Source organism: Achromobacter sp. HZ34 (genome assembly GCF_002209485.1).
Lineage (GTDB): Bacteria > Pseudomonadota > Gammaproteobacteria > Burkholderiales > Burkholderiaceae_B > Bordetella_C.
Genome location: NZ_NJIX01000007.1, coordinates 83,446 through 105,802 on the forward strand (window position 1 = coordinate 83,446; position 22,357 = coordinate 105,802).

A 22,357-nucleotide genomic window follows, 5' to 3' on the forward strand; every position below is an offset into this window, starting at 1 on the left:
GATAACATGCCGGGCCGCTGACGGCGTCGCGTCAATGCGGCGTGATACCGGCACTGCGCGCGATATCGGACCAGACCGCGGTCTCCTTGGTGATGCGCGCCGCGAATTCTTCGGGCGAGATGCCACCGGGCTCCGCGCCTTGCTCCGCCAGGCGGGCCTTCAACGCGGGATCGTCGAGCGCCTTGCGTACATCGGCAGCGATGGTCTTGATCACTTCAGGCTTGGTGCCCTTGGGCGCGGAGAGGCCGAACCAGTTCACCACATTGTAGGCAGGCAGGCCCGCTTCGGCGAAGGTGGGTATATCGGCCAGCGCGGGCAGGCGCCGCGCACCGCTCACGGCCAGGGCCCGTGCGCGCCCGCCGGCGACCTGCGGCATCGCCGTGGGCGCGGCCGTGATCAGCACGTCCACCTGCCCCGACACCAGTCCCAGCATGGCTTCGCCGGCGCCCTTGTACGGCACATGCGTGATCTCCACGCCCGCATCCTTGTTGAACAAAGCCCCTTGCAAGTGGGTGGAACTGCCGGCGCCGCCCGAACCGAAATTCAGTTTGCCAGGATGCGCGCGGGCATAGGTGCGCAAGGCGTCCAGGGTCTTGAAGGGCGAGTTGGCGGGAACCACCAGCACCACGGGCGTCTGTACCAGTGTGGTCACCGGCACCAGGTCGTGGGCGTGATCCCAGGGCAGGTTGGCGAACAGCGCCGGCAGCATCGCGTAGGACGTATCGTTGGTCAGCAGCGTGGCGCCGTCCGGTGCACTGCGTGCCACTTGCAGGGCGCCGATGGTGCCCGAGCCGCCGGCCTTGTTCTCCACTACGAAGGATCCGCCTGTCTGCTCGGCGAGCTTCTGCGCGACCAGGCGCGCGGAGAAATCCGTGGTCCCGCCCGCCGCATAGGGGACGATGATGCGTACGGGCCGATCTGGCCAGTTACCCGCAGCCTGCGCGGTGAACACCGCTGTCAATCCTAGTGCCAGCGCAACGGCGCGCAGCCACGGCGTGCATGCTTTCTGCATGGTCTTGTCTCCTCGTTATATGCTTTCTCCGGGCATTGTGAGGTCGAGCGATTGATTTCGTCCGCTTTAAAATTTTGATCAATCAAATTCCGTTGGTTATCAGCGTGTGGCTTGACTAATAGAAGAAGGGAGCATCGCTGCTCCCTCTTGGTCATCACTCGGCGAAAGCGCATAACGGCTCGCGTCGAGGCATCGCATTGCCGATTTTTTCAAGGCCAATTCGGGAAAGGATTATCCCAGGTCATCCAGACGGGTGGGCCTGACGCCATTTCTTCATCCGTGAGCAGGCAGGCGTCCAGCTGTTGGCACAACGCATGTTCGTCCATGTCCATGCCGATCAGCACTAACTCCTGGCGCGCGTCGCCGACTTCGTCGACCCAGTTCTTGCGGATCATGGCGACGTACTCGGGGTCTTCCGGCCAACGCTCGGGCGGCATCGCGGCCCACCAATAGCCTGCCGCGCCATGGCGCGCCACAGCGCCGGCCTGGGACCAGGAGCCGGCAAGCTCCGGGTGGCTGGCCAGCCAGAAATGGCCTTTGGAGCGCACGACACCCGGCCATTCGCGCTGGACCAGTTCATGGAATCTTGCGGGATGAAAGGGACGGCGCGCGCGATAGACGAAGCTGTGTATGCCGTATTCCTCCGTCTCCGGCGTATGGTGGCCGCGCAACTCGCTCAGCCAGCCGGGCGCTTTGGAGGCTTCATCGAAATCGAACAGGCGCGTGTCGAGCACGCGGTCGAGCGCGACCGTGCCGAACCGTGCCATCTCGACACGTGCGCGCGGATTGAGCTTTTTCAGGATGGCGATCAAGCGATCCCGCTCTGCTTCCGTGACGAGGTCCAGCTTGTTCAGGACAATGACGTCACAGAACTCGATCTGTTCTATCAGCAGATCGACGACGGTGCGTTCGTCTTCCTCGCCCAGGAACTCGCCGCGATCCTGCAGGCTGTCGCGGGAACTGTAGTCACGCAGGAAGTTGTGGGCGTCGACCACGGTCACCATCGTGTCCAGGCGCGCCACCGAATTCAGGCTGCGGCCGTCCTCGCCTTCGAAAGTGAAGGTCTCGGCCACGGGCAGGGGCTCGGAAATGCCTGTCGATTCGATCACGAGTTGGTCGAAGCGGCCATCCCTGGCCAACCGGTCGACCTCAAGAAGCAGGTCCTCGCGCAAGGTGCAACAGATACAGCCGTTGCTCATCTCCACCAGCTTCTCGTCCGTCCGCGACAGTTCCGCGCCCCCGTCCCGTACCAAGGCGGCGTCGATATTGACTTCGGACATGTCGTTGACGATGACCGCAACCCGCCGGCCTTCGCGGTTGTTCAGAATGTGATTGAGCAACGTGGTCTTGCCGGCGCCGAGGAAGCCGGAAAGGACCGTGACGGGCAGTCTCGTCGGTGCCATGGGGGATCACTCTAGTGTTAAAAGTGAGATGTTATAACATAGCATAAGTGGAAAAATTGCCCCGGGTCTTGCAAGATGGCATCAGTCGGGATCAGCGAAAGCATGATCTCGAACAAGGCGCCCGATCGGAAAACTTAGCTGAAAAACGACAAAAAGCACCAACTCTTAGCTGGAATACGACAAAGCACCGCGCTCTGGGCCTTTTCTTAGCTGGAAAACGACATTCGGGAGAAATCCTGCTCGCTGCGGGAGACCCTGCCGTCAATCGGCATTCCTGGTCACGGACGTGCATCCGTTCGAGGACAGAAACGGTCGAGTTTCCCGGCTGACGATGAACGCAGAGTTATTCCGAGTAGGGCTGTCCCGCGCCACCTGGCCCTACTGCAAAGCACCCGCCAGTTTCCGGGGATCGACGAGGCGGTCATACTCTTGCGCTGTCAGCAGGCCGAGGGCTATGGCGGCGGCGCGGGGGGAGATGTTTTCGGCGACGGCCTTGCGCGTGATGGTGGCCACCTTGTCGTAGCCCAGGATGGGATTGAGCGTGGTCACCGCCAGGAGACTGCGCTCGACGTTTTCAGCCAGCCGTTCCGCATTGATCTCTATTCCGGCGACGAACCGGTTGGCGAATACCATCACGGCGTCGCTGAGCAGGCGTATGGATTGCAGCAGGTTGTAGATCAGGACCGGCTTGGCGACGTTGAGTTCGAAATTGCCTGACGCGCCGGCGAGCATGATGGCCTGGTTGTTGCCGGAGACCTGGAAGCAGGCTTGGAGTAGCGCTTCCGCGATCGTCGGATTACGCTTCCCCGGCATGATCGACGACGTCAATCCATCGTCGGGGAATTGGATTTCCGCCAGTCCGCAACGGGGACCAGACCCCAACAAGCGCAGATCATTGGCGATCTTGATCAGCGAAACGGCGATGGTGTTCAGTACGCCCGACGCTTCGACCAATGCATCGTGGGATGCCATCCCTTCGAACTTGTTGGGGTTGGGCGCAAACGCCAGCCCCGTCTCTTGCGCCAGCACGGCGCAGAATGAAGCGTCGAACCCTGCGGGTGCATTCAAGCCGGTGCCGGCGGCCGTGCCGCCTTGAGGCAGCAGCAGCAGTCGCGGCATGACACCGTCCACGCGCGCGATCGCATTGGCCACCTGCTGCCGGAACGTGGCAAAGGTCTGGCCTACCGTCATCGGCACCGCATCCATCAGGTGCGTACGCGCAATCTTGAGTACCTGGGAAAATTTTCGGGCGCGCCCGTCCAAGGCGGCTTCCAGCGCTCGCAACGCGGGCTGCAACCGACCCGTCAGCGTAAGCATGCTGGCGATATGCATGACCGTGGGAAAGCTGTCGTTCGAAGACTGCGAGGCGTTCACGTGATCGTTTGGATGCACGGGCGTCTTCGTTCCGAGTGCCTGCCCAAGCAGTTCGTTGGCACGGTTCGCGATCACTTCGTTCGCGTTCATATTGGTTTGCGTGCCGGAGCCGGTCTGCCAGACGGTCAGGGGAAAATGCGTGTCCCATTTGCCATCGCGCATTTCCTGCGCGGCTGCCTCGACAGGTGCCGCCAACGCGGCATCCAGCGTACCCAATGCGCGATTGGCGCGTGCGCAGGCCAGTTTGTGCAAGCCAAACACATGCACGAGGCTTGCGGGGAAACGTTCCTCACCGATTTCGAAGACCCCCAGCGCGCGCTGTGTCTGCGCGCCCCAGTAGCGTGTCGCGGGAATTTCCACGGCGCCGAAGGCGTCGGTCTCGATGCGGGTCTTGACGGTGCTCATTGCTACTTCGCTTCAAAGGACTTCGTTAAGGATGCGGGTGCCGTGGACGCCGGCGTGCCGGCAGCCTGTGCGGGAACCGATCCCGCACGGAGGATGGCGTTTGCGCGCTCGGCGTCGAATTCATTGCTCCACTTCGCCACAACGACAGTGGCGACGCTATTGCCTATGGTGTTGCACGTGGAAACCGCGATCGACAGGAAGCGGTAGACACCGAATATGATGGCCAGCCCATCGACGGGCAGCACGTGCATGGACGTGACGGTCGCGGCAAAGACGACGAAGGATCCTCCGGAAACGGTGGCCGCGCCTTTGGACGTCAGCATCATGACCAGCATGATGCCAAGCTGCTGCGTCAGTGACAGGTCCACGCCATAGGCGTTCGCCAGGAACATCACCCCCATGGACATGAAGATGGACGTGCCATCCAGGTTGAACGCATAACCGGTGGGCAGGACCAGGCCCACGGCCTGGGCGGAACATCCCAGGTTTTCGAGCTTGCGCAGCAGGCCGGGCAGCGCACTTTCCGAGGACGCCGTTCCCAAGACGATGAAGATTTCCTCCTTGATGTAGCGCAGCAGGCCCCACAGGCTTATCTTCGCCAGCCGGCACGTTATTCCCAGTACCACCACGACGAAGACCAGCACCACGCCGTAGAAGCTCACTACGAATTGCGCGAGGCTGATCAGTACGGCCGTGCCATTGCTGCCCACCACGAAGGCGATGGCGCCGAACGCGCCTATCGGGGCCAGTTTCATGACCAGGTTGATGAACGAGAACACCAACTGCGAAAGCGTGTCCAGGCCCGCGGCGATGCGCTCGCGGCGGTCGGTCGGCAGGGCCAGCAAGCCGATGCCGAACAATGCCGACATGACGACGACCTGCAGGGTGTCGCCGTGCACGAATGCGCCCACCACGTTGTCAGGGACCAGATGCCGCAGGAAGCCCACGAACCCTTCGTGCGGGGCCGCCGTCGGCGCGGCGCTGCCTTGCGTGGCAGTCGGATGGATACCGGCGCCGATGTTCAGCAGGTTCCCCGCCAGCAGGCCAAGCGCCAGCGCGATCGTGGACAGCACCTCGAAATACAGCAGTGCCCGCAATCCCACCTTGCCGGCGCTGCGGGCGTCCCCCGCGGAATTGATGCCCGATACGATGGTCAGGAAAATGAGGGGCGCGATGCCTGCCTTGATGAGGGACAGGAACATGTCGCCCAGGATTTTCATCGAGGCCGCGGCCTGGGGCGCGAGTAGACCGAGCGCGGTTCCCGCCGCCAGTCCGATCAGCACCTGGATGCCTAGTCTCCGATACCACGGCAACTGGCGCGCTGGCGTGGTGGATTGGGTTGGCTGCATGGCCGCTCCATTAGAATGAGTCGAAATTTCGCCGGGTACCTATTTTCTTAGGTACGTACTTAAGAAACGAACTCTATTAGGTCCGTACCTAAGCGTGATATAAGTGTTTATACCTATACGCAATGCGTATGGTTCCAATCAGGGTGGGAGAGTTACAGCATGTCCGACACGCGCTATGCACAGTTGGCTCGCGATCTGGCGAGCCGGATCGCTGCGCGTGAGTTCGCCTTGGGCACGACCTTGCCGCGCGAGGTGGATCTGGCGGTCGAATACGGGGTAAGCCGCCAGACGGTCCGTTCCGCCATCAGCGAACTGCAGCAATTGGGATTGGTCTCGCGGCGCCGGAAGTTCGGTACCCGTGTCGAAGCGGAGCGGCCTTCCGGCCACTACCGCCAGTCGCTAGCCTCGGTGGAGGACCTGGTCCAGTTTGGCGAGACCCATTCGCGCCTGCTGAAGCGGATCGATGAGGTGGTCGTCGACGTTGCATTGGCCGCGCTGCTGGATTGTCCGCCCGGCGTACGCCGGCTGCGGATATCCTTCGTTCGATTCGGCGGAGCCGGGTCCGATATTCCAATGGGGTGGACGGACGTGTACGTCGATACGGAAGACGGTGCGCTCTCCGGCATCGCGGATCTGGTGACCGCCGCGCCCGACGCGCTGGTGGCGTCCTTGCTGGAGAAGCACTATGGGCGGCGGATCCATAGAATTCGCCAGGACATCCAGGGCTGTGTCGTGCCCGCGGCGCTGGCCGCCGAATTGCAGGCCGACGAGGGGCAGCCAGCGCTACGCATCGTGCGCCGCTATCTGGACCAGGAAGGGCAGGTGATAGACATAGGCATCACCACCCATCCGGCCGAGCGATTCACCTATTCTGTCGAGCTGACGCGCGAGCATGCCAGCGGCGCAACGGGCTGAACTGGAAGAACCCCATGGACGAATTGCGGGCTATCGGCACCTTCATCAGGGTGGCCGAGTCGGGCAGCTTCAACAGGGCCGCCACAGGGCAGGGCACCACGGCCCAAGCGGTCAGCAAGAGCATCAGGCAACTCGAACAGCACCTTGGCGTGCGGCTCTTTCATCGGACCACGAGAAAAACGTCGCTGACCGAGGATGGGCAACGCCTGCTGGATTCCGTTCGCGGCAGTATGGAAAGCCTGACGGGCGCCTTGGCAAGAATCAGGGGGGCCGCCCGCGAAGACGAGGGTTTGATCCGCATTTGCGCCGCAGGCGGCGTAGTACGCAAGGTCTTGCTGCCCATTCTGGCGGACTTCAGGGCGCAGCATCCCGATATCACCTTCGACATCGTCATCGACGATGGCAACACCGATACCGTGGGCGAGCGTATCGACCTTGGCTTCAAGGCGGGTAACGCGCCGGCGAAGCAGGTTGTCTCGCGCCGGCTCTTCGACATTCAGCTTATCCTCTGTGCCACGCCCGCCTATGTCGCGGCGCGAGGCATGCCGCGGGATATCGCCGATCTCACGCAGCACGCCTGCGTCGGCTATCGGCAGCCAGGGGCTGCCAGACCGTTTCCCTGGGAGTTCCTGGTGAAAGGAGAAACGGTCTACCAGGCAGTGAACCACGTGGTCTGTTGCAACGACCCCGAAGCGGAGATGCTGGCGGTGCTGCAGGGGCTGGGTATAGGACAGATCGACAGCATCAATGCCAGCGCGCCGATCCGGGCAGGTGAGCTGGTGCCGCTGATGGTCAAGCATACGAGCGAGCGCCTGGGCCTGTATCTGTACTACGCCCAGCGCAGCGACATGCCGTCGCGCGTGCGGCGCTTCATCGACTTCACCGTCGAGCGCCTGCGCGGCGGCAAGCATTTCCATATTCCACTCGCAGAGCTCAGGGCACTCGGCAAAGCCCCCTGATCAGATGCCTTCCTTCGTGGGCATGATGACCACCTGCTGCAGGTTGACGTGCCTGGGCTGGGACACGATGAAGCCGACGGTGGCGGCGATGTCCTCCGGCTTGAGGAACTCGATGGACTTCGACGCATTCTCCAGCCAGTCTATCGCGCCTTGGAAAGTGAAGTGACCTTGCAATTCGGTGTCCGTGATGCCTGGCTCGATGACGGAGACGTGGATATTCTTCGGGCCCAGTTCGATGCGCAGGTGGCGCGTCAGGTGGCTGACAAAGGCCTTCGTGGCGGAGTAGACGGCGAAATAACCGAATACGTACTGCCCGGCGATCGAGGAAGTGTTGATCAGGTCGACGACCTTTCCTTGTGCAGCGGCCGCTTCCAGTTGCGGGATGAACGCCTGGATCACGTGCATTGCGCCGGTGACGTTAAGGTTGATCTGCGTTTCCCATTCGGCGCGCGGCTGCTGGCCGATCGCTCCCGGCAGCATCAGGCCGGCGTTGTTGAACACCAGGTCGGCATCGCCATAGTGTGCCTTGATCGCGGTAGCAGCAGCTTCCAACGAGGCCGCATCCGTGACGTCGGTGGTGATCGCGATGGCTTCACCGCCACGGCGCCGAATCTCGCCGGCGACCTCATCGAGCTGCGCTTGGCGCCGGGCCAGCAGCGCGACTTTCGCGCCACGCGATGCCAGCAGTAGTGCAGAGGCGCGGCCCATGCCACTGGACGCGCCAGTGATCACCGCGACGCGGTTGGCCAGATCCTGATTGATTTGCGAGTTGACGGTGGACATCCGAGTTCTCCGAAAGATTGAGTGAGGTACGTCTTTGCGACGGACTCAACTTTAGGGATGCCCGGGATGCCACGGTAGTAAGTGGAAGGTGATATCACTCATCACCAAAAGTTGTCTATCGGCGGCATTTCAGAAATTGAGCAAGCACGGCTAGGCGCAATGCCCTTACGATGGGCGAAGATAGCCCCGTCGCACTATTCGAGAACCCCAGCCATGCAAGACCCCGTTGATGCCACGCGCGCTTATGCGAAGCGCTTCGATGCCGTGCTTGTGCATATCGAAGCGCATCTGGAAGATGCCTTGTCGGTGGAGGCGCTGAGTCGCATCGCCAATTTCTCGAAGTTTCATTTTCATCGCCAATTCGCCGCTTACGTGGGAATGCCGGTCGCACGCTACGTGCAGTTGTTGCGCTTGCGCAAGGCCGCGTACCGCCTGGCCGCGCGTGAGTTTTGCTCGGTGCTGGATGCCGCGCTGGAGGCGGGCTTCGATAGCCCCGAAGCCTTCAGCCGTGCTTTCAAACGCGCCTTCGGCATGGCGCCGAGTGCGTTTCGGCAGCAGCCGAATTGGCAGGCGTGGAGTGCGACTTTCGTCGTCCCCTATCTATCGAGGAAGTTCACCATGCAAGTAAAGATCGTCGATTTTTCCGCAACGCGCGTCGCGGCGCTCGAGCATGCCGGCCCGCCCGGGCTGGTCAACGAGAGCGTGCGCAAGTTCGTCGACTGGCGCAAGCAAAGCGGACAGTCCCCCGTGGCGTCGAGCAGGACCTTCGGTATTCCGCGCAATAACCCGGACACGACGCCGGCCGAGGAGTTCCGCTTTGATATCTGCGGCGAGATCCACGAAGCGGTTGCCGCCAATGCCTACGGTATCCGCGAACTCGTCATCCCGGGTGGCCGTTGCGCGGTGGTACGGCATACGGGATCGACGGATAACGTTGGTGAAACCGTCTACCCGTTCTATCGCGACTGGCTGCCGGCAAGCGGGGAAGAACTGCGGGATCATCCGCTGTTCTTCCACTACCTGAGCGTCTTTCCCGAGACTCCGCTGGATCAGTGGCAGACCGATATCTACATTCCTATCGCCTGATCCGGCCGCCACACGCGGATTAAAACCGCATCGCCACCTTCAGCACACCGGACTGCTGCCGGTTGCCGCCGCCAAACTGCGCGTCGTAGGTAATGCCGGCCGTGGTGTTGCGGGCGATGGTGAATTCCGCCCCCAGCCCGAACACCGCGGCATCGCGGGCGATGGGCACGCCTGCCACCGAGAACGTGGTGCCGCCATCGAAAGCCAGTGCCTGCGTGGGGTTCACATCACCCATGGCGTGGCGCCAGCCCAGCGATGCGGTGAGGCGGTTCGGCGCACTGTCGGAACCGAATTGCCACGCACCGCGCAACCCCAGCGTGGTGCTCGTGACATCGTTGGTTTGCCCCGCCCCGTGCAAGGCAGCCGCGCCCCCCGATTCGCTGAAGCCGCGCGTGCGCAACTGGTTCCAGGCCACGCCGGCGTAGGGTTCCACGGTGTAGGCGTCGCCTATCGGCAGGCTGTAGCCGAGTTCGGTGAACACTTGCGTCGACGAAGCGTGATAGGACGAATCGAGCTGCTGGTTCAGGCTGCCGACCGCCACGCTGCGTTTCGTCTCGATGTCGTGCCAGGTGTAGGCCGTGCCCGCCGTGAAGCGGAGATGGCCGGGACCGACGTAGAAATTGCGTCCGCCGAACAGGGTGGCGGTGTAGCTGTCGACATCGGTACGCGACGACACATCGGCAATGGAACTGTGGCTGCCGACATAGCCGAGCGCGCCACCCAGGCGCCAACCGCCGCCCACGGCACCGTCGCCGCCGACGAAGAGCCCGCCGTCCGATTGGCTGACGCGCGAAGCATTGCCATCGCTGGAGAACGTGCGCCAGTTGCCGACGACTTGCGCCCACACGGGAAGCGCAGCGCTGCGCGGCAAGGCGTCGGATGAGGGAGCACCCAATTGCGCTGTCGGTCGTCCCGGGAGATCGGTCGCGTCAAGATTGCCGCGAAAGTGCGCCAGCGGGACGGTGCGTACGGTGTCGCCGAGGCTTTGCAGCACGCTGGGCGTGCTGGCGTACGCTTCGCCCGACAGCATGTTCAGGGCCGCGCGTGCTTCGTCCGGCGTCATGGAAAGAACGGCCGTGGCCACCTGGCGGGCGCCGCTGCCGCTGCTGGCCGCTGCATTGGCCAGGGCACTGCCGGCCCCGGTCGTGGCAAGGGCTGCAGTTGCCGATGACGCATCGTTCGCGGCTGCCGCCGAGCCGCTGGTACCCGACGTTGCGGTATTGCCGGTCGAGGCCGAACCGTTCGCCGGCGCGGAGGGCGCCTGGGGCGGCGCTTCGTTATCCAACGCGCCGCCTACGCTGCCCTGGTTGCCCGTGTTGCCGACGCTGCCGATCGGCACGCCGTTACGCGACAGCGTCAGGAACACGTTCTTGGGGTCGTAGCTGAGCGTGGGCGTCAGGAAGGCATACGCGCTGGACGCGCCGGTGAACTGGCCCTGTATGCCGCCGTCCGCGGTCAGGATGTTGTACGTCGTCAGCGGGGCATAGTTGCCATCGGGGCCCACGTGCGCCACGGTGCCGTCCAGGTGGGCGATGCCGGTGACGTGGATGTGGTCGCTCGCGCTGCTGAGGGGATCCGCATGCACCCGATAGATGGCGTCCTGGCCGAAGCTGAGGTCGCCATTGACGGTGAGGGTGCCAATGGGCGAACCATCGTTGCCGGGGGAAATGACCGCGGTGGGATACAGCGTGGTAGTGCCCAGCTGGCCCACGCCAGCCAGCACGACTTCGCGGCCGATGTCCACCGGGCCGTTCAGCTTGCCGTTGAGTTCCAGCGCGCCGTCGGCGATCAGGATGGGGCCGCTCAGGCCGCTGCTGTCGCCGTTCAGGATCACCGATCCCGGGCCGGTCTTGACGAAGCCGCTGGTGCCTTGCAGGGGATTGTCGATGGTATCGACGAATTGGCTGGAGGCATACGTGCCGTCGCCGACGACGATGGCAGGCGGATTGGCGCCGTTGGCGACCAGGGTGATGGGCGCGCCTTGCACATGGTAGCGGTCGCTGGCGAACTGCAGGCCGGACACGCGCACCGGGCCGGCGCCGCCGTCCACGGTCACCACGCCGGTGGTGCCAGTGAAGATGGCGTAGGCGCCGTCGGGCAGGGCCCCCGTGGCATTGTTCGGGCTGTTCCAGTTGGTGCTGGTGGCGCTCCAGGTGCCGCTGCCGCCGCCCGAGCGGGTGGCGGATGCCAGGCCGTCGCCGTTCCACAGATTGGTGGTGCTGGGGCCCAGGATCAGGTTGATCTGCTTGTCGCCCGTAAGCGTCTGGATGGTTGCCGCGGGCAGGGAGTCGCCGGTCACGGTGCCCAGGGCCAGGCCGTTGCCGCTCAGCGTGCCGCCGTAGGACAGGATGCGGTAGTAGCCGGCGTTGACGCCCAAGGTGTTCACCGAGACGTTCAGCGTCGTGTTGTTGAGCGTGACGTCATTGCGCACGGTGATGTTGTCGCCGGTGCCCGGTTGAGTGATCGGCAGTCCGGCATAGCCGGTCTCGAAATCGAACACGGCGTTGTTCATCGACAGGTTGCCGTTCACGATCAGGTTGCCGTTGGAGACGCCGGTCGGCGTGCCGACGGAATATCCAGGCGCGACGTGCGAATTGCCACTGACGTTGAGATCGCCCGCGATCGAGCCGAACCCCGCAATGGTGGCATTCGAGGTCGCATTGACGTTGCCACTGATCGTGACTCCCGCGCCGCCCCCGTTGCCGCCAATCACCAGGGTGCCTCCGTTGACATCGACGCCACCGGGATAGGTGGCCGAGCCGTCGAACACGCGCGTATCGCCCGAAGACACGGTCAGGTCGGCGGCCATGGCGCCGCTCCAGTAGCAGGCGCTTAGCGCGATGGTCGCCTTCAGCCACTTCTTTTTGCCATATAGCAAAATGGATCTCCAAATAGCGGCCAACTTTTGGATGTCCTAGCGTTACTCGATGGCTGTGCGAGCGTTGCTACCCAATCTATTGGCCTGCGTTAACGGATGAGCTTCCGCAAAAAGTCCGCAATTTATACGGCTTTTGTTTAATTTCAAAGAAATTAGGGATAGATACCATCTGCTTAGCAGAAGTTAATGCTTATTGGGTATCTAAAGTATGTAGAAATTAGCCTGGATACCATCCACGCCCTTGCGCCACGACCGTCTTTCGGCAGTCCGATGGGACCGCATCCACAGCGCATCTCGAACCCCACCCGAAACACGGTCGTTTGACTTCGAAGACTTGCGCTAATTAATATACCGATCAGTACATAATTATTGGCTTCGCAGTCCTTCCCAGGAGAACCTCATGAAGAAGACGTGGTTGATAACCGGCTGTTCCAGTGGCTTCGGTCAGATCCTGGCGCAAGCCGTGGCGCAGCGTGGCGACCAGTTGGTGGCGACCGCGCGCGACCCGAAGACGCTGCAGGCCTTGGCCACGCAGTTTCCGGAAAACGTACGCGTATGTGCCCTGGACGTGACGCGGCCGGAGACGGCGCAAGCCGCCGTGGCTCTGGCAACCACCACGTTCGGTGGCCTGGACGTGCTGGTCAATAATGCCGGCTATGGGCTGTTCGGTGCGTTGGAAGAAGGGGTGGCCGCCGAGTACCGTCCCATGTTCGAAGTCAATGTCTTCGGCCTGATCGAAACCACGCGCGCGGCCTTGCCCGCATTGCGCCAGCGGCCTGGCGGCCGCATCGTCAACCTGTCTTCCGGGGCGGGCATCGCCGGGTCGGCGGGGGCGGGCTACTACAACGCCAGCAAGTTCGCGGTGGAAGGCCTGTCGGAGGCGCTGGAGCAGGAGGTGGCGCCGTTCGGCCTGCACGTGATCATTGCCGAGCCGGGTCCTTTCCGTACCGATTTCCTGGGCCGTTCGATGACGATGGTGGCGCAGCGGATCAGCGCCTATGACGAGACCGCCGGCAAACGGCGCACTTATCGCGAGACCAACGACGGCAAGCAGGCCGGCGATCCCGCCAAGGCGGTTGCCGTCATTCTGCAAGCGGTCGACAGCGATACGCCGCCTCTGCATCTGCCCCTGGGGCCGGCGGCGTTCAGCATTGCCGATCGCAAGCTGGCCGCGTTCCAGAAGGACCTGGATGCGTGGCGTGAGATCGCCATCGCCACCGACTTCGACTGAAGCGGCGCTCACGGGGATCTACGATGGCAACGGCTGGACGGCCAAGAACGTTCGACAGGGATGCTGCGCTTGCGCAGGCGATGCTGCTTTTCTGGAAGCACGGCTACGAGTCGACTTCGCTCAGTGTCTTGAAGGCTGGCATGGGCGGGATCACCGCGCCCAGTTTCTACGCGGCGTTCAAGTCGAAGGAGGCGCTGTTCGCCGAGGTGGTCGATCTCTATTTGATGACACACGGCAGGGTGACCGCTCCGCTGTGGGACGACGATCTGGCGCCTCGGCAAGCCGTGGAGCGGACCTTGCGCGGATCGGCGCGCATGCAGACGGGGCGCGGGCATCCCAGGGGTTGCCTGCTGGTGCTTGCCGCCAGTACATGCTCACCCGCGAACGAGCATGTGCAGCAACTGCTTGCCGAGCAGCGCGCTCGCGTGCGGAAAGGTTTCCAGCAGCGTGTGCGACAGGCCATCGATCTTGGTGATCTGTCCGGGGAAACCGCCGTCAGCGCCTATGCCGCGACGCTGCATGGCTGCCTTATGGGGATGTCGACCGAAGCCCGTGACGGCGTTGCCACCGCCACGTTGGATACAAGTATCGATTACCTGATGCTCGGCTGGGACCGCCTGGCCGCGGTATCCGGCCTGCCCGCCTGAGACTCGCAGCGGCGAGCCTTGTCCGCTTAGCCCCCCAGCACCTTGTCGCCACGCTTGATGGCGTTTTCTTCCAGGATCTTCCTGCGGGCCGCCTGCTGTTCCTTGTTTTCCTTCATCAGCTTGGCGGTGTCGACGCCATTCTCGGCCAGCGATTTCATCTTGTACTGCTGGTCTTTTTCGAGCACGTCATCCCAAATCTTTTCGATGTAGAAATCGATGGCCAATTGGTAGGAAGGCGAGCCGTCAGGGTTTTTGCCCACCGTCGACGCATCCAGCTTGGCCAGGATGCCGTCCCCCGACCAACGCCACTGAGCGCCTAAACGCATTAGTTCAGTCCAGTCTTCCAGCGACATGGTATAGGCGGGGTCCGGGCTGGCAGCGTTCCCATTGATTTTGCCCTGCTCGTCCAGCAGCGACGATCGTCCGGTCAGTCGCGCTACGTCGCCAGGGAATGCGCGCTGCCAGCGGCCTTGCTTGAATTGCGCAATCGTCTGCATGACAAAGGCCTGGGCATCGGCGTGATTCTTGAAATCGGCGCGATGCTGCAGCGTAACGTTCTGGACGAGAAGATCCTCAGAGCGTGCGCGGTCCGCCCGCAACGTGAAGGCGAAAAGGTCTCGCCATCGGATCTCGTAACCGGGGCGGGTATACAAAGCCTCCACCTGAGGTGGAATGTCGTTGATGCTGTACCAGATAAAGCCATTTACGTCATTGCTGGTAAAGGCAGGCACGCCGGACTGCTTGGCGGTCTCGACGATGTTCTTGCCCAGGTCGAAACGGATATCGGACATTTGTGCGCCTTTGGCTTTGAAATAAGTAAGAGCTGAGACGGTCATCAAGCCGGCGGTCAAGGTGCCGGTGCGCAGGAAGCGACGTCTATGCATGTTTTTCACCACCCCGCTTCTGGATTTCCCTCAACTGTTTTTCCATATACTCACGCTGCGTGAGCATCAGGTTGTGGAAGTCGCTAGCGATCTGACCGACATATTTCATTCGATCATTCGCGTTGGGAAGACTTTTTTGATGGTTGATGATGCCGTGCCAGACGCCACTCCAGCGGCCGGATGGGGGGTCGAATACGGTCTGCAACTTCGGGTTATCGGTTGTGGGCGCGGCGCTGTAGATCACGCGATATTTGGTCGTCATGATGCCCCCGCTGGCGCGGGCAAAACGATGATTCATGTCCATCGTTTCCTTCAACTTCTGGTCGTCATAGATGAGCGGCTGCAGGATATTCAGCTGCTCTTGCGCGGCAATCAGCTTCAACTCTTTGAGTTGAGTGGTGGATTGGGCTTCCGGGCCACCATGGAATTCGGAGATCAGCAAGTCGTAGGTGTCGCGCACTTCGGCCGTTGTCGGGAATTTGGCGATTTTCTCCAGACGTGAAAACGCCGCATTGTCCTGGGCCACGCGAGTGAGCTCAACGCGCTCCTCCTCCATGACGTAGAACGCTTCGCGTATGGGTTGCCACTTTGCCGCAACCGGCAGGTGGTAGCCGCCGTCATAGCTGGCGATGTGCGCCCTCACGTAATTGTGTGCCTGATAAGCCGCGGCCGTGTGTGCGCCATATCCGCCATCCATGGACCAACTGGGCTGCGTGGGAAAGTACTGTTTGGCGCGCTTGTAGACGGGATCATTGGCCTGGCGGGCCTGCTGGCGGGCGAACCACGCGCGGCCGAAGGGCAAGTCTTCGACCGCCTTGCGCGATTGCTGCTGGTATTCCGTGGCATTGCGCTGCTCGACATGGCTGCGTATGCGGGCCTCGTTCAAGCTGCCATCCTGCTTGATGCCGAAGCGCAGGAAGAAATACAGCCAAGGATAAATATCCATGTACAGCCACAGATTGCCCTTGGCCAATGCCACATAGACGCGCATGGCGTGCGCATACGGCGACGCGCTCGACAAGGCCTCGGAGAACAGGGTGGGCACGGCAGACGTACGCATGGCGTTACCCCAACCGCCTTCGAGCACGTTCTCTCGGTCGAAGCGATAGGCCTCAACGATGTCCTTCACCACGAAGGCAGCCAGCGCGGGCCAGTAGAACTGCACCTTGCCCTTCGATTTGGCGGCGCTGTCGAAATACAGGCCGGCATAGCGCGCCGCGATGCGGCGGGCGCGGTCCTCGGCATCGGGCAGCAGGCGATAGCACTTGTCGTGGTCATGCTGGTCGCTGACGCTGACCAACGCTTCTTCCTGCGCATAGGACCACACTTGCGCCGGCGTGACGTTGTGCTCGTGCTGCGCGTCCATGCTGGGTTGCGTCTGGCAGGTGCCCAGTACTTCCAGCTCGCGCCCGTCCTGCGCGGTTTGATTGCCTTGCGCGTTGTCCTTGGCCATGGGTCGGATTCCGTCTCTCGGGAAATACGCCGCGGGCTGTAGCGCACGGGGCGTGGCGATGCCGCGGCGACCGGCGCCGCGAGCCCGCGAAGATGCCCGGGGATCTTATCCGAGCGACGGATAGGGGGACAATCTCCCGGCTCACGCGTTGCCGCGCATTTCGTTACCGAGTTTGTCTTATTGCTTACGACTGCCGGGCGAGGGCGGAAGGGACTCGCATTCTTGTAACGAATTGCTGTGACGCCCACACGTTGGCGGCGCCATGAAATATGGCAGCTTCAATCCATGTCCTGTCGGTGTCCGGATGCGTGAACGTCTATTCGGACCACTACCAGCAGGCCAATGCGGTGGACGTCTCCCAACTCATGGCCAACCGCGCCGCGCCGCCGCCTGAAGATCCCATCATCGAGCGCATCGCCCCTTTGGCGACGCCGGAGCAAAGGGATGCGTTCATGGCTTCCTATCTGCGGCGGGGCTATGGCTTCCTGGGTGAGTCGGGCTTCCACGCCACGGATGGCAGCATCAAGGAAAGCCTTGCCGTGGACCAGGCCAGGGAGCTGAAGGCGGATCTGGTCGCCATCTTCAGCCCCTTGTACACGGGCAGCACGACCGAGACGGAAAACCGCAGAGTGCCGATCAGGGAGACGACGACCGAAACGGTCAACGACTCAAAGGTCAAAGGTTCGAAGGGCACGGTCAAGGCCAGCGACAAGTCCACGACCACCACGACAGTGACAGCGATCAGGCAGGTCAACGTCACCTATGACCACTTTGAATATCGCGCCGCCTATTTCGTCAAGCAGAAGGCGGGCTTCGGCATACATACGCGGGAGCTGGACGACAGCGAACGAAAGAAGTTGCAGACCAACAAAGGCGTTCACGTCGTGGTGGTGGTCAACGACTCGCCGGCTTTCATGGCCGATGTCTTGCCGGACGACATCATCCTGACGATGAACGGGCAACCTGTCACCGGGCCCTCGATGGAGGAAGCGCTGAAAACCGCCGCCGGCCAGAAGGTGGACTTCCTGATCGTGCGTGATGGCAAGAAGCTGACCAAGACGGTGCAGTTGCCCGATCTGGGCTGACCTGGCCTGACCTTACCAGGGCCGACCTGGGCTGGCCTGCCACGGCAGAGCAGCCCAGTTGGCCCAGCGCAACAATACTTGAATCAATCGCAAATTCAGGCGTACCATCACCGGCACGTTCGCGTTATCGGCCATAGCGTCATCAGCCTTTATGTGATCCGCCAGCGGACATCGGCCATAGCGCCATCAGCTTCAGCGTCATCAGCTTCAGGTACGAGTACCTTGCATCCTTACCGTAGATCAGACTTGGGGGCACCATGTCGCAGAATCTTGGTCAAGACACGGCTGATTATGTTTCAACGGGCCATCTGCCGGATCCGTATGTCGTCGAGTTGTTGGTACACGAGGCGCACACCCGGTTTCGAAGCGATTCCGACGGCACGGTTTCGACGGTCTACCCCGCCCTGCAGCGTGTAGACCCCAGCCTGTTCGGTGTCTGCCTGGTAGGCACCAATGGCCATGTCTATGCGGCAGGTGACGTGGATCACGCGTTCACGATCATGAGCATCTCCAAGCCCTTCGTCTTCGCCCTGGTCTGCCAGGCGATAGGCGCAGCGGCATGCCGCGAAAAACTGGGCGTCAACAGCACCGGCCTGCCGTTCAATTCCTTGTCTGCCATCGAGCGCACGCCTGACGGACGCACCAACCCGATGGTGAATTCCGGCGCCATCGCCACCACCAGCTTGATGCCCGGGGCCACCGCCGAGGAAAAATGGGCGCTGATCCTCAACGGCCTGTCCACCTTCGCCGGCCGGAAACTCTCGGTCAACGAAGAGGTCTACGCCTCGGCGTCGGCGACCAATTTCCGTAATCGTGGCATCGCCAATGTACTGTTCGGATACGGCCGCCTGGGTTGCGATGCCAAGACCGCCACGGACCTGTACACCAGGCAGTGCTGCCTGGACATCAACGCTAGAGATCTGGCCGTCATGGGCGCCACGCTCGCCGACGGTGGCATCAACCCGGTGACGGGGGAGTGGGTCGTCGGCAATGAGGTGTGCCATTACACGCTGGCGGTGATGGTGACCGCCGGCATGTATGAGACCTCCGGCGACTGGCTGTGCGATGTGGGACTGCCCGGCAAAAGCGGGATAGGTGGCGGCATCGTCACCGTGTCTCCCGGCAAGAGCGGGCTGGGTACCTTTGGGCCCTTGCTGGACGCCGCGGGGAATAGCGTCAAGGGGCAGCTTGCCTCGCGCTTTCTTTCGCGGCGCCTCGGCATGGACATGTTCGTTTCCGAGCCCTTTCGGGAACATGGTTGACACGTTGAGTTAACCGCGCGCGCCTTCTCGCATAGCGACTGCAGGTGTCGGTGTTCACCAGGCACGCCTATCTACCAGGAGTGAACGATGCAAAGTCACACGACGACAGTTGCAGGGGCCGGGTATGGCGCGCAAGCGCGCGCTTCGTGGGTGCCGATGATCACCATCGCCCTGGCCCAGATTCTGATGTCCTTCAACGTCGCGTCACTACCGGTGGCGATGGGCGGCATGGTGAAGAGCTTCAACGTGCCGCCCACCACGATTGCCACCGGTATCGTCATGTACTCGCTGTCGGTGGCGGCCTTCGTCATGCTGGGCGCCAAGTTGAACCAGCGCTTCGGTTCCGTGGTGGTGTTTCGGCTGTCGGTCATCGTCTTCGGTGCCGCGCAGGTGTTGATGACCATCAGTCCGAATGCCACCCTGATGATCACCGCGCAGGCTTTGAGCGGTCTTGCGGGCGCGGCCATGGTGCCGTCCCTGGTCGCCCTGATCGCGGAGAATTATCACGGCACGCAGCAGGCCACGGCCGTGGGGGCCCTGGGCTCGGCTCGCGCGGGCGCGGGCGTATCGGCCTTCCTGATTGGCGGCGTGCTGGGCACGTATATCGGCTGGCGGCCGGTGTTCGGCATCCTGATCGCGCTGTCGGCCATCATCCTGGTGCTCAGTTTTCGCCTGAAGGCCGACCGGGGACGCCCCGAGGTGAACATCGACGTGGTGGGGATCATCCTGGCCGCGGTCGCCATTCTGCTCATCACGTTCGGGTTCAACAACCTGAACCGCTGGGGCCTGGGATCGGCGCGTGCCGCCGCGCCCTTCGACCTGCTCGGCATGTCGCCGGCACCCGTGATGATCGTGCTGGGCATCGTGCTGGGCCAGTCCTTCGTTGCATGGACACGCAGGCGCGCGAAATCCGGCAAGACGCCTTTGCTGGCGCTGGAAGTCATCACTTCATCGAGCGAACGCGCTGCCGTGATCGCCATGTTTTCCGTGGTGGCGCTGGAGGCGATGCTGAATTTCAGCGTACCGCTGTACATCCAGATCGTGCAGGGACGCACGCCGATGGCGACGGCCATCGCCATGCTGCCGTTCAATCTCTCGGTGTTCTTTTCCGCGATGCTGGTGGTGCGTTTCTACAAGCGCTTCACGCCGCGGCAGATAGGGCGGGTGGGTTTCATCATATGCACTATCGCCTTGTGCTGGCTGGCGTTCGTGGTGCGCAATAACTGGACTGAAGTGGCCGTGCTGGTGGGACTGGTGACGTTCGGCATCGGCCAGGGGGCCTTGGTGACCTTGGTCTTCAATGTGCTGGTGAGCGCATCGCCGAAGGAACTGGCCAACGATGTCGGATCCTTGCGGGGCACCACGAACAACCTGGCCAACGCCGTAGGCACCGCGGTGGCGGGCGCATTGCTGGTGGGTCTGCTGGCGGGCAATGTGATGCGGGGCATCGCGGCGACGCCTGTCCTGACGCCTACGCTACAGGCGCAGATCGACCTGGAGAGTATCAACTTCGTCAGCAATGACCGTCTGCAAAACGTCCTGGCCGGGACCACCGCGACGCCGGAGCAGGTGTCCGAGGCCATGCGGGTCAATACGGAAGCCCGGCTGCGGGCCTTGAAGATCGGTCTGCTGATCATGGCCATGGTGGCCATCCTGGCGATCTTCCCCGCCAGCCGTTTGCCGAACTACCTGCCGCAGGAATTGCCGGCCGAGCCGCCGCTGGATCCGCCTGGGATGCATACGGAGGCACGTAACTGAGCCAGGCCTGGAGCGGCCATGCAGGCCGCTCCGGCTTTGCTAGCGGACGTAGCTGTAAACCGTCGCGCGGGAAACGCCCATATGGGCGGCGGCGATTTCCATGCCGCGGCGGATATCCAGATAGCCGGCTTTCTTCAATTCCTGGACCAGCTGCTTGCGTTCGGCGGGCTTCAAGGAGCGCGCGGTCGTGGCACGCGCGGCGGCGAAGGCATCCACCTGTTCGCGGATACGGTCTGAATGGCTGGCGTCCAGGGTTTCCTCGACGCTTTCGGTCTGCACCTGGGAGAACTGCGCCAGCGCGGCCTGGAAACCGTTGAACAGCGTCAGGTCCACGTTCAGGCACAAGGCCGCCACATATTCGCCCTCGGCATTCTTGATGCCGATGGACGTGCTCTTGACCTGGCGGCCGTCGGCGAACTGGTTGGCGTAGTTGGGGATGATGGCGGGGTAGTCCGGGTCCTGGATCCGGGCCAGGCCCAGTTCGGTCACGGCCTGGCCGACGCTGCGGCCGCTGAGGTTGTTCTCGATGCTGTAGATCGCGTTCTTCGGATGGCTGAGGTCGTGCACCACCACTTCGCAGAACGGCGCGAACGTCTTGCCCAGTCCCTCGGCGATGGTGCGCAGCTGGCTCAGCATCAGGGATTCGGACATTTTGTCGGATGTGTTTGGCATGGGCGAACTATACCCGCGAAACCGGGATGATCTGGACAATTCATCCAGAAAATATCAGTAATTACCCGAATTCGGACAGATTCTGAGAAAAGTTGGACATTCGAACATGGACAATAAATCTTGATCTGGATATATTGTCTACCTTCAACACCCCCAGATCACGAGTCCAGATGCCTTCCGCGACAGCACCTTCAGACGTCTCAGACACCTTGCTTCTCATCCCCGCGCCTGACGTGCTGGCCTTGCTGGACCGCGACGCCACCATGGCCGCCGTGCGCCAGGCCTTCGTGCAACACAGCGCCGGCACGGGCCGCGTGTTTCCGATGATCCGCGAGTCGGTGGGAAGCAATGCGGTGTTCGGGATCAAGGCCGGTGACATCGCGCCGGACAATGTCCTGGGTTTCAAGGCGGCCGGCTTCTGGCCGGGCAATACCGCCCATGGCAAAGGGGCGCACCAGGCCACCATCATGCTTTTCGATCCGGCCACCGGACGTCCGGTCTGCCTGCTCGATGGCAACCACGTCACCACCTTGCGTACCGGTGCGGCCGGCGCTATCGGCATCGACCTGTTCGCGCGCAAGGATGTTCGTAGCCTTTGCCTGTTCGGCACCGGCGTGCAGGCGCGCATCCATCTGGAATATGCGCTGCAGGTCCGTTCCTCGCTGGTGTCGGTGACCTACCTGACCGTGGACGGTGCCAGCGATCCCGGCTTCGAAAGCGATTTCACCGCCCGCCATGGGGACCGTTGCGCACTCAAGCATGCGACGGACGCCGACCAGGCCGTGGCTGCCGCCGACCTGGTGATCACGGCCACGCCCAGCCGCAAGCCGCTGTTCGGCAATGAAGCGGTACAGGCTGGCACGCATGTCAACGCGGTGGGCGCGGACACCATAGGCAAGCGCGAATTGCCGGAAGGTCTGCTGCAACGCGCCCGGCTGTTCGTCGATGACGGGCGCCAGTCCGCCAATGTGGGCGAAGGGCAGTGGGCCAAGGAATGCCCTGCAACGGAGATCGGCACCGTCATCCTGGGCGAACAGTCCTATGTACGCGAGGCGGGCGCCATCACCGTTTTCGATATGACGGGGCTGGCGCTGCAGGATCTGGTGGTGGCCCAAATGATTTTCGATGGCGCCCGCAAGGCGGGGCGCGGCATGGCGATTACGTGGCCTTGGTAAGGGGCCGTGGACAGGCACTGATGAAC

General features: G+C 62.5%; 18 protein-coding genes. 9 read left to right on the top strand and 9 right to left on the bottom strand.

Annotated features, from left to right (window positions below; genetic code table 11):
• Window positions 1-31 precede the first annotated feature (31 nt).
• From CEY05_RS24785 to CEY05_RS24800, 4 genes are all read right to left on the bottom strand, one after another.
• Window positions 32-1,012, bottom strand: coding sequence for a tripartite tricarboxylate transporter substrate binding protein (locus CEY05_RS24785; protein ID WP_088599951.1), 981 nt, complete (start codon window positions 1,010-1,012; stop codon window positions 32-34).
• Between the two features lie 209 nt (window positions 1,013-1,221).
• A complete protein-coding gene (gene zigA / locus CEY05_RS24790) occupies window positions 1,222-2,415 on the bottom strand; it encodes a zinc metallochaperone GTPase ZigA (protein WP_088599952.1) in 1,194 nt (397 codons plus the stop codon).
• A gap of 378 nt (window positions 2,416-2,793) precedes the next feature.
• Complete coding sequence (locus CEY05_RS24795) at window positions 2,794-4,194, bottom strand: lyase family protein (protein ID WP_088599953.1); 1,401 nt, start codon at window positions 4,192-4,194, stop codon at window positions 2,794-2,796.
• A 2-nt stretch (window positions 4,195-4,196) separates the two neighbouring features.
• Complete coding sequence (locus CEY05_RS24800; RefSeq protein ID WP_088599954.1) at window positions 4,197-5,543, bottom strand: cation:dicarboxylate symporter family transporter; 1,347 nt, start codon at window positions 5,541-5,543, stop codon at window positions 4,197-4,199.
• A gap of 159 nt (window positions 5,544-5,702) precedes the next feature.
• Here CEY05_RS24800 and CEY05_RS24805 point away from each other — a divergent pair, with 159 nt between their 5' ends.
• Window positions 5,703-6,458 (top strand): GntR family transcriptional regulator, encoded by a 756-nt coding sequence (locus CEY05_RS24805; RefSeq protein WP_088599955.1) that lies wholly within the window; start codon window positions 5,703-5,705, stop codon window positions 6,456-6,458.
• A gap of 14 nt (window positions 6,459-6,472) precedes the next feature.
• The gene (locus CEY05_RS24810) at window positions 6,473-7,417 is read left to right on the top strand and encodes a LysR family transcriptional regulator (protein WP_088599956.1); all 945 of its coding nucleotides are present in this window, start codon (window positions 6,473-6,475) and stop codon (window positions 7,415-7,417) included.
• Here the strand turns inward: CEY05_RS24810 and CEY05_RS24815 are convergent, their stop codons facing one another.
• A complete protein-coding gene (locus tag CEY05_RS24815; RefSeq protein WP_198952899.1) occupies window positions 7,418-8,200 on the bottom strand; it encodes an SDR family oxidoreductase in 783 nt (260 codons plus the stop codon). It lies immediately after the preceding gene.
• A gap of 213 nt (window positions 8,201-8,413) precedes the next feature.
• On the opposite strand from CEY05_RS24815, the gene CEY05_RS24820 reads away from it, so the two are divergent.
• Window positions 8,414-9,286 carry a GyrI-like domain-containing protein gene (locus CEY05_RS24820; protein ID WP_088599957.1) on the top strand — a complete coding sequence of 291 codons (873 nt, stop codon included), beginning with the start codon at window positions 8,414-8,416 and terminating at the stop codon, window positions 9,284-9,286.
• 19 nt (window positions 9,287-9,305) lie between these two features.
• Here CEY05_RS24820 and CEY05_RS24825 read toward each other — a convergent pair whose 3' ends face one another.
• Window positions 9,306-12,164, bottom strand: a complete 2,859-nt coding sequence (locus CEY05_RS24825; protein WP_088599958.1) for an autotransporter outer membrane beta-barrel domain-containing protein — start codon at window positions 12,162-12,164, stop codon at window positions 9,306-9,308.
• 400 nt (window positions 12,165-12,564) lie between these two features.
• Here CEY05_RS24825 and CEY05_RS24830 point away from each other — a divergent pair, with 400 nt between their 5' ends.
• Window positions 12,565-13,395 carry an oxidoreductase gene (locus CEY05_RS24830; protein WP_088599959.1) on the top strand — a complete coding sequence of 277 codons (831 nt, stop codon included), beginning with the start codon at window positions 12,565-12,567 and terminating at the stop codon, window positions 13,393-13,395.
• A 23-nt stretch (window positions 13,396-13,418) separates the two neighbouring features.
• Window positions 13,419-14,042, top strand: coding sequence for a TetR/AcrR family transcriptional regulator (locus CEY05_RS24835; protein WP_088599960.1), 624 nt, complete (start codon window positions 13,419-13,421; stop codon window positions 14,040-14,042).
• Between the two features lie 26 nt (window positions 14,043-14,068).
• On the opposite strand, the gene CEY05_RS24840 is transcribed toward CEY05_RS24835, so the two are convergent.
• Both CEY05_RS24840 and CEY05_RS24845 read right to left on the bottom strand, forming a co-directional pair.
• The gene (locus CEY05_RS24840) at window positions 14,069-14,926 is read right to left on the bottom strand and encodes a hypothetical protein (RefSeq protein ID WP_088599961.1); all 858 of its coding nucleotides are present in this window, start codon (window positions 14,924-14,926) and stop codon (window positions 14,069-14,071) included.
• On the bottom strand, window positions 14,919-16,379 hold the full coding sequence (locus CEY05_RS24845) for a hypothetical protein (protein ID WP_088599962.1): 1,461 nt from the start codon (window positions 16,377-16,379) through the stop codon (window positions 14,919-14,921). Before CEY05_RS24845 ends, CEY05_RS24840 begins: the two co-directional genes overlap by 8 nt.
• 269 nt (window positions 16,380-16,648) lie before the next feature.
• Between CEY05_RS24845 and CEY05_RS24850 the strand changes: the two genes are divergently transcribed.
• From CEY05_RS24850 to CEY05_RS24860, 3 genes are all read left to right on the top strand, one after another.
• The gene (locus tag CEY05_RS24850; protein WP_088599963.1) at window positions 16,649-17,464 is read left to right on the top strand and encodes a PDZ domain-containing protein; all 816 of its coding nucleotides are present in this window, start codon (window positions 16,649-16,651) and stop codon (window positions 17,462-17,464) included.
• A gap of 257 nt (window positions 17,465-17,721) precedes the next feature.
• On the top strand, window positions 17,722-18,726 hold the full coding sequence (glsA, locus tag CEY05_RS24855) for a glutaminase A (RefSeq protein ID WP_088599964.1): 1,005 nt from the start codon (window positions 17,722-17,724) through the stop codon (window positions 18,724-18,726).
• A gap of 87 nt (window positions 18,727-18,813) precedes the next feature.
• The gene (locus CEY05_RS24860) at window positions 18,814-20,484 is read left to right on the top strand and encodes an MFS transporter (protein ID WP_088599965.1); all 1,671 of its coding nucleotides are present in this window, start codon (window positions 18,814-18,816) and stop codon (window positions 20,482-20,484) included.
• A gap of 39 nt (window positions 20,485-20,523) precedes the next feature.
• Here CEY05_RS24860 and CEY05_RS24865 read toward each other — a convergent pair whose 3' ends face one another.
• Complete coding sequence (locus CEY05_RS24865; RefSeq protein WP_198952900.1) at window positions 20,524-21,135, bottom strand: transcriptional regulator; 612 nt, start codon at window positions 21,133-21,135, stop codon at window positions 20,524-20,526.
• Between the two features lie 239 nt (window positions 21,136-21,374).
• Here CEY05_RS24865 and CEY05_RS24870 point away from each other — a divergent pair, with 239 nt between their 5' ends.
• A complete protein-coding gene (locus tag CEY05_RS24870; protein ID WP_369825992.1) occupies window positions 21,375-22,331 on the top strand; it encodes an ornithine cyclodeaminase family protein in 957 nt (318 codons plus the stop codon).
• The last annotated feature ends 26 nt before the right edge of the window (window positions 22,332-22,357 follow it).

What these genes read in the sequence shown, in the direction of transcription:
- CEY05_RS24785 (WP_088599951.1), bottom strand. Translation starts at nt 1,012, where the DNA reads ATGCAGAAAGCATGCACGCCGTGGCTGCGCGCCGTTGCGCTGGCACTA.
- zigA (WP_088599952.1), bottom strand. Translation starts at nt 2,415, where the DNA reads ATGGCACCGACGAGACTGCCCGTCACGGTCCTTTCCGGCTTCCTCGGC.
- CEY05_RS24795 (WP_088599953.1), bottom strand. Translation starts at nt 4,194, where the DNA reads ATGAGCACCGTCAAGACCCGCATCGAGACCGACGCCTTCGGCGCCGTG.
- CEY05_RS24800 (WP_088599954.1), bottom strand. Translation starts at nt 5,543, where the DNA reads ATGCAGCCAACCCAATCCACCACGCCAGCGCGCCAGTTGCCGTGGTAT.
- CEY05_RS24805 (WP_088599955.1), top strand. Translation starts at nt 5,703, where the DNA reads ATGTCCGACACGCGCTATGCACAGTTGGCTCGCGATCTGGCGAGCCGG.
- CEY05_RS24810 (WP_088599956.1), top strand. Translation starts at nt 6,473, where the DNA reads ATGGACGAATTGCGGGCTATCGGCACCTTCATCAGGGTGGCCGAGTCG.
- CEY05_RS24815 (WP_198952899.1), bottom strand. Translation starts at nt 8,200, where the DNA reads ATGTCCACCGTCAACTCGCAAATCAATCAGGATCTGGCCAACCGCGTC.
- CEY05_RS24820 (WP_088599957.1), top strand. Translation starts at nt 8,414, where the DNA reads ATGCAAGACCCCGTTGATGCCACGCGCGCTTATGCGAAGCGCTTCGAT.
- CEY05_RS24830 (WP_088599959.1), top strand. Translation starts at nt 12,565, where the DNA reads ATGAAGAAGACGTGGTTGATAACCGGCTGTTCCAGTGGCTTCGGTCAG.
- CEY05_RS24835 (WP_088599960.1), top strand. Translation starts at nt 13,419, where the DNA reads ATGGCAACGGCTGGACGGCCAAGAACGTTCGACAGGGATGCTGCGCTT.
- CEY05_RS24840 (WP_088599961.1), bottom strand. Translation starts at nt 14,926, where the DNA reads ATGCATAGACGTCGCTTCCTGCGCACCGGCACCTTGACCGCCGGCTTG.
- CEY05_RS24845 (WP_088599962.1), bottom strand. Translation starts at nt 16,379, where the DNA reads ATGGCCAAGGACAACGCGCAAGGCAATCAAACCGCGCAGGACGGGCGC.
- CEY05_RS24850 (WP_088599963.1), top strand. Translation starts at nt 16,649, where the DNA reads ATGGCAGCTTCAATCCATGTCCTGTCGGTGTCCGGATGCGTGAACGTC.
- glsA (WP_088599964.1), top strand. Translation starts at nt 17,722, where the DNA reads ATGTCGCAGAATCTTGGTCAAGACACGGCTGATTATGTTTCAACGGGC.
- CEY05_RS24860 (WP_088599965.1), top strand. Translation starts at nt 18,814, where the DNA reads ATGCAAAGTCACACGACGACAGTTGCAGGGGCCGGGTATGGCGCGCAA.
- CEY05_RS24865 (WP_198952900.1), bottom strand. Translation starts at nt 21,135, where the DNA reads ATGTCCGAATCCCTGATGCTGAGCCAGCTGCGCACCATCGCCGAGGGA.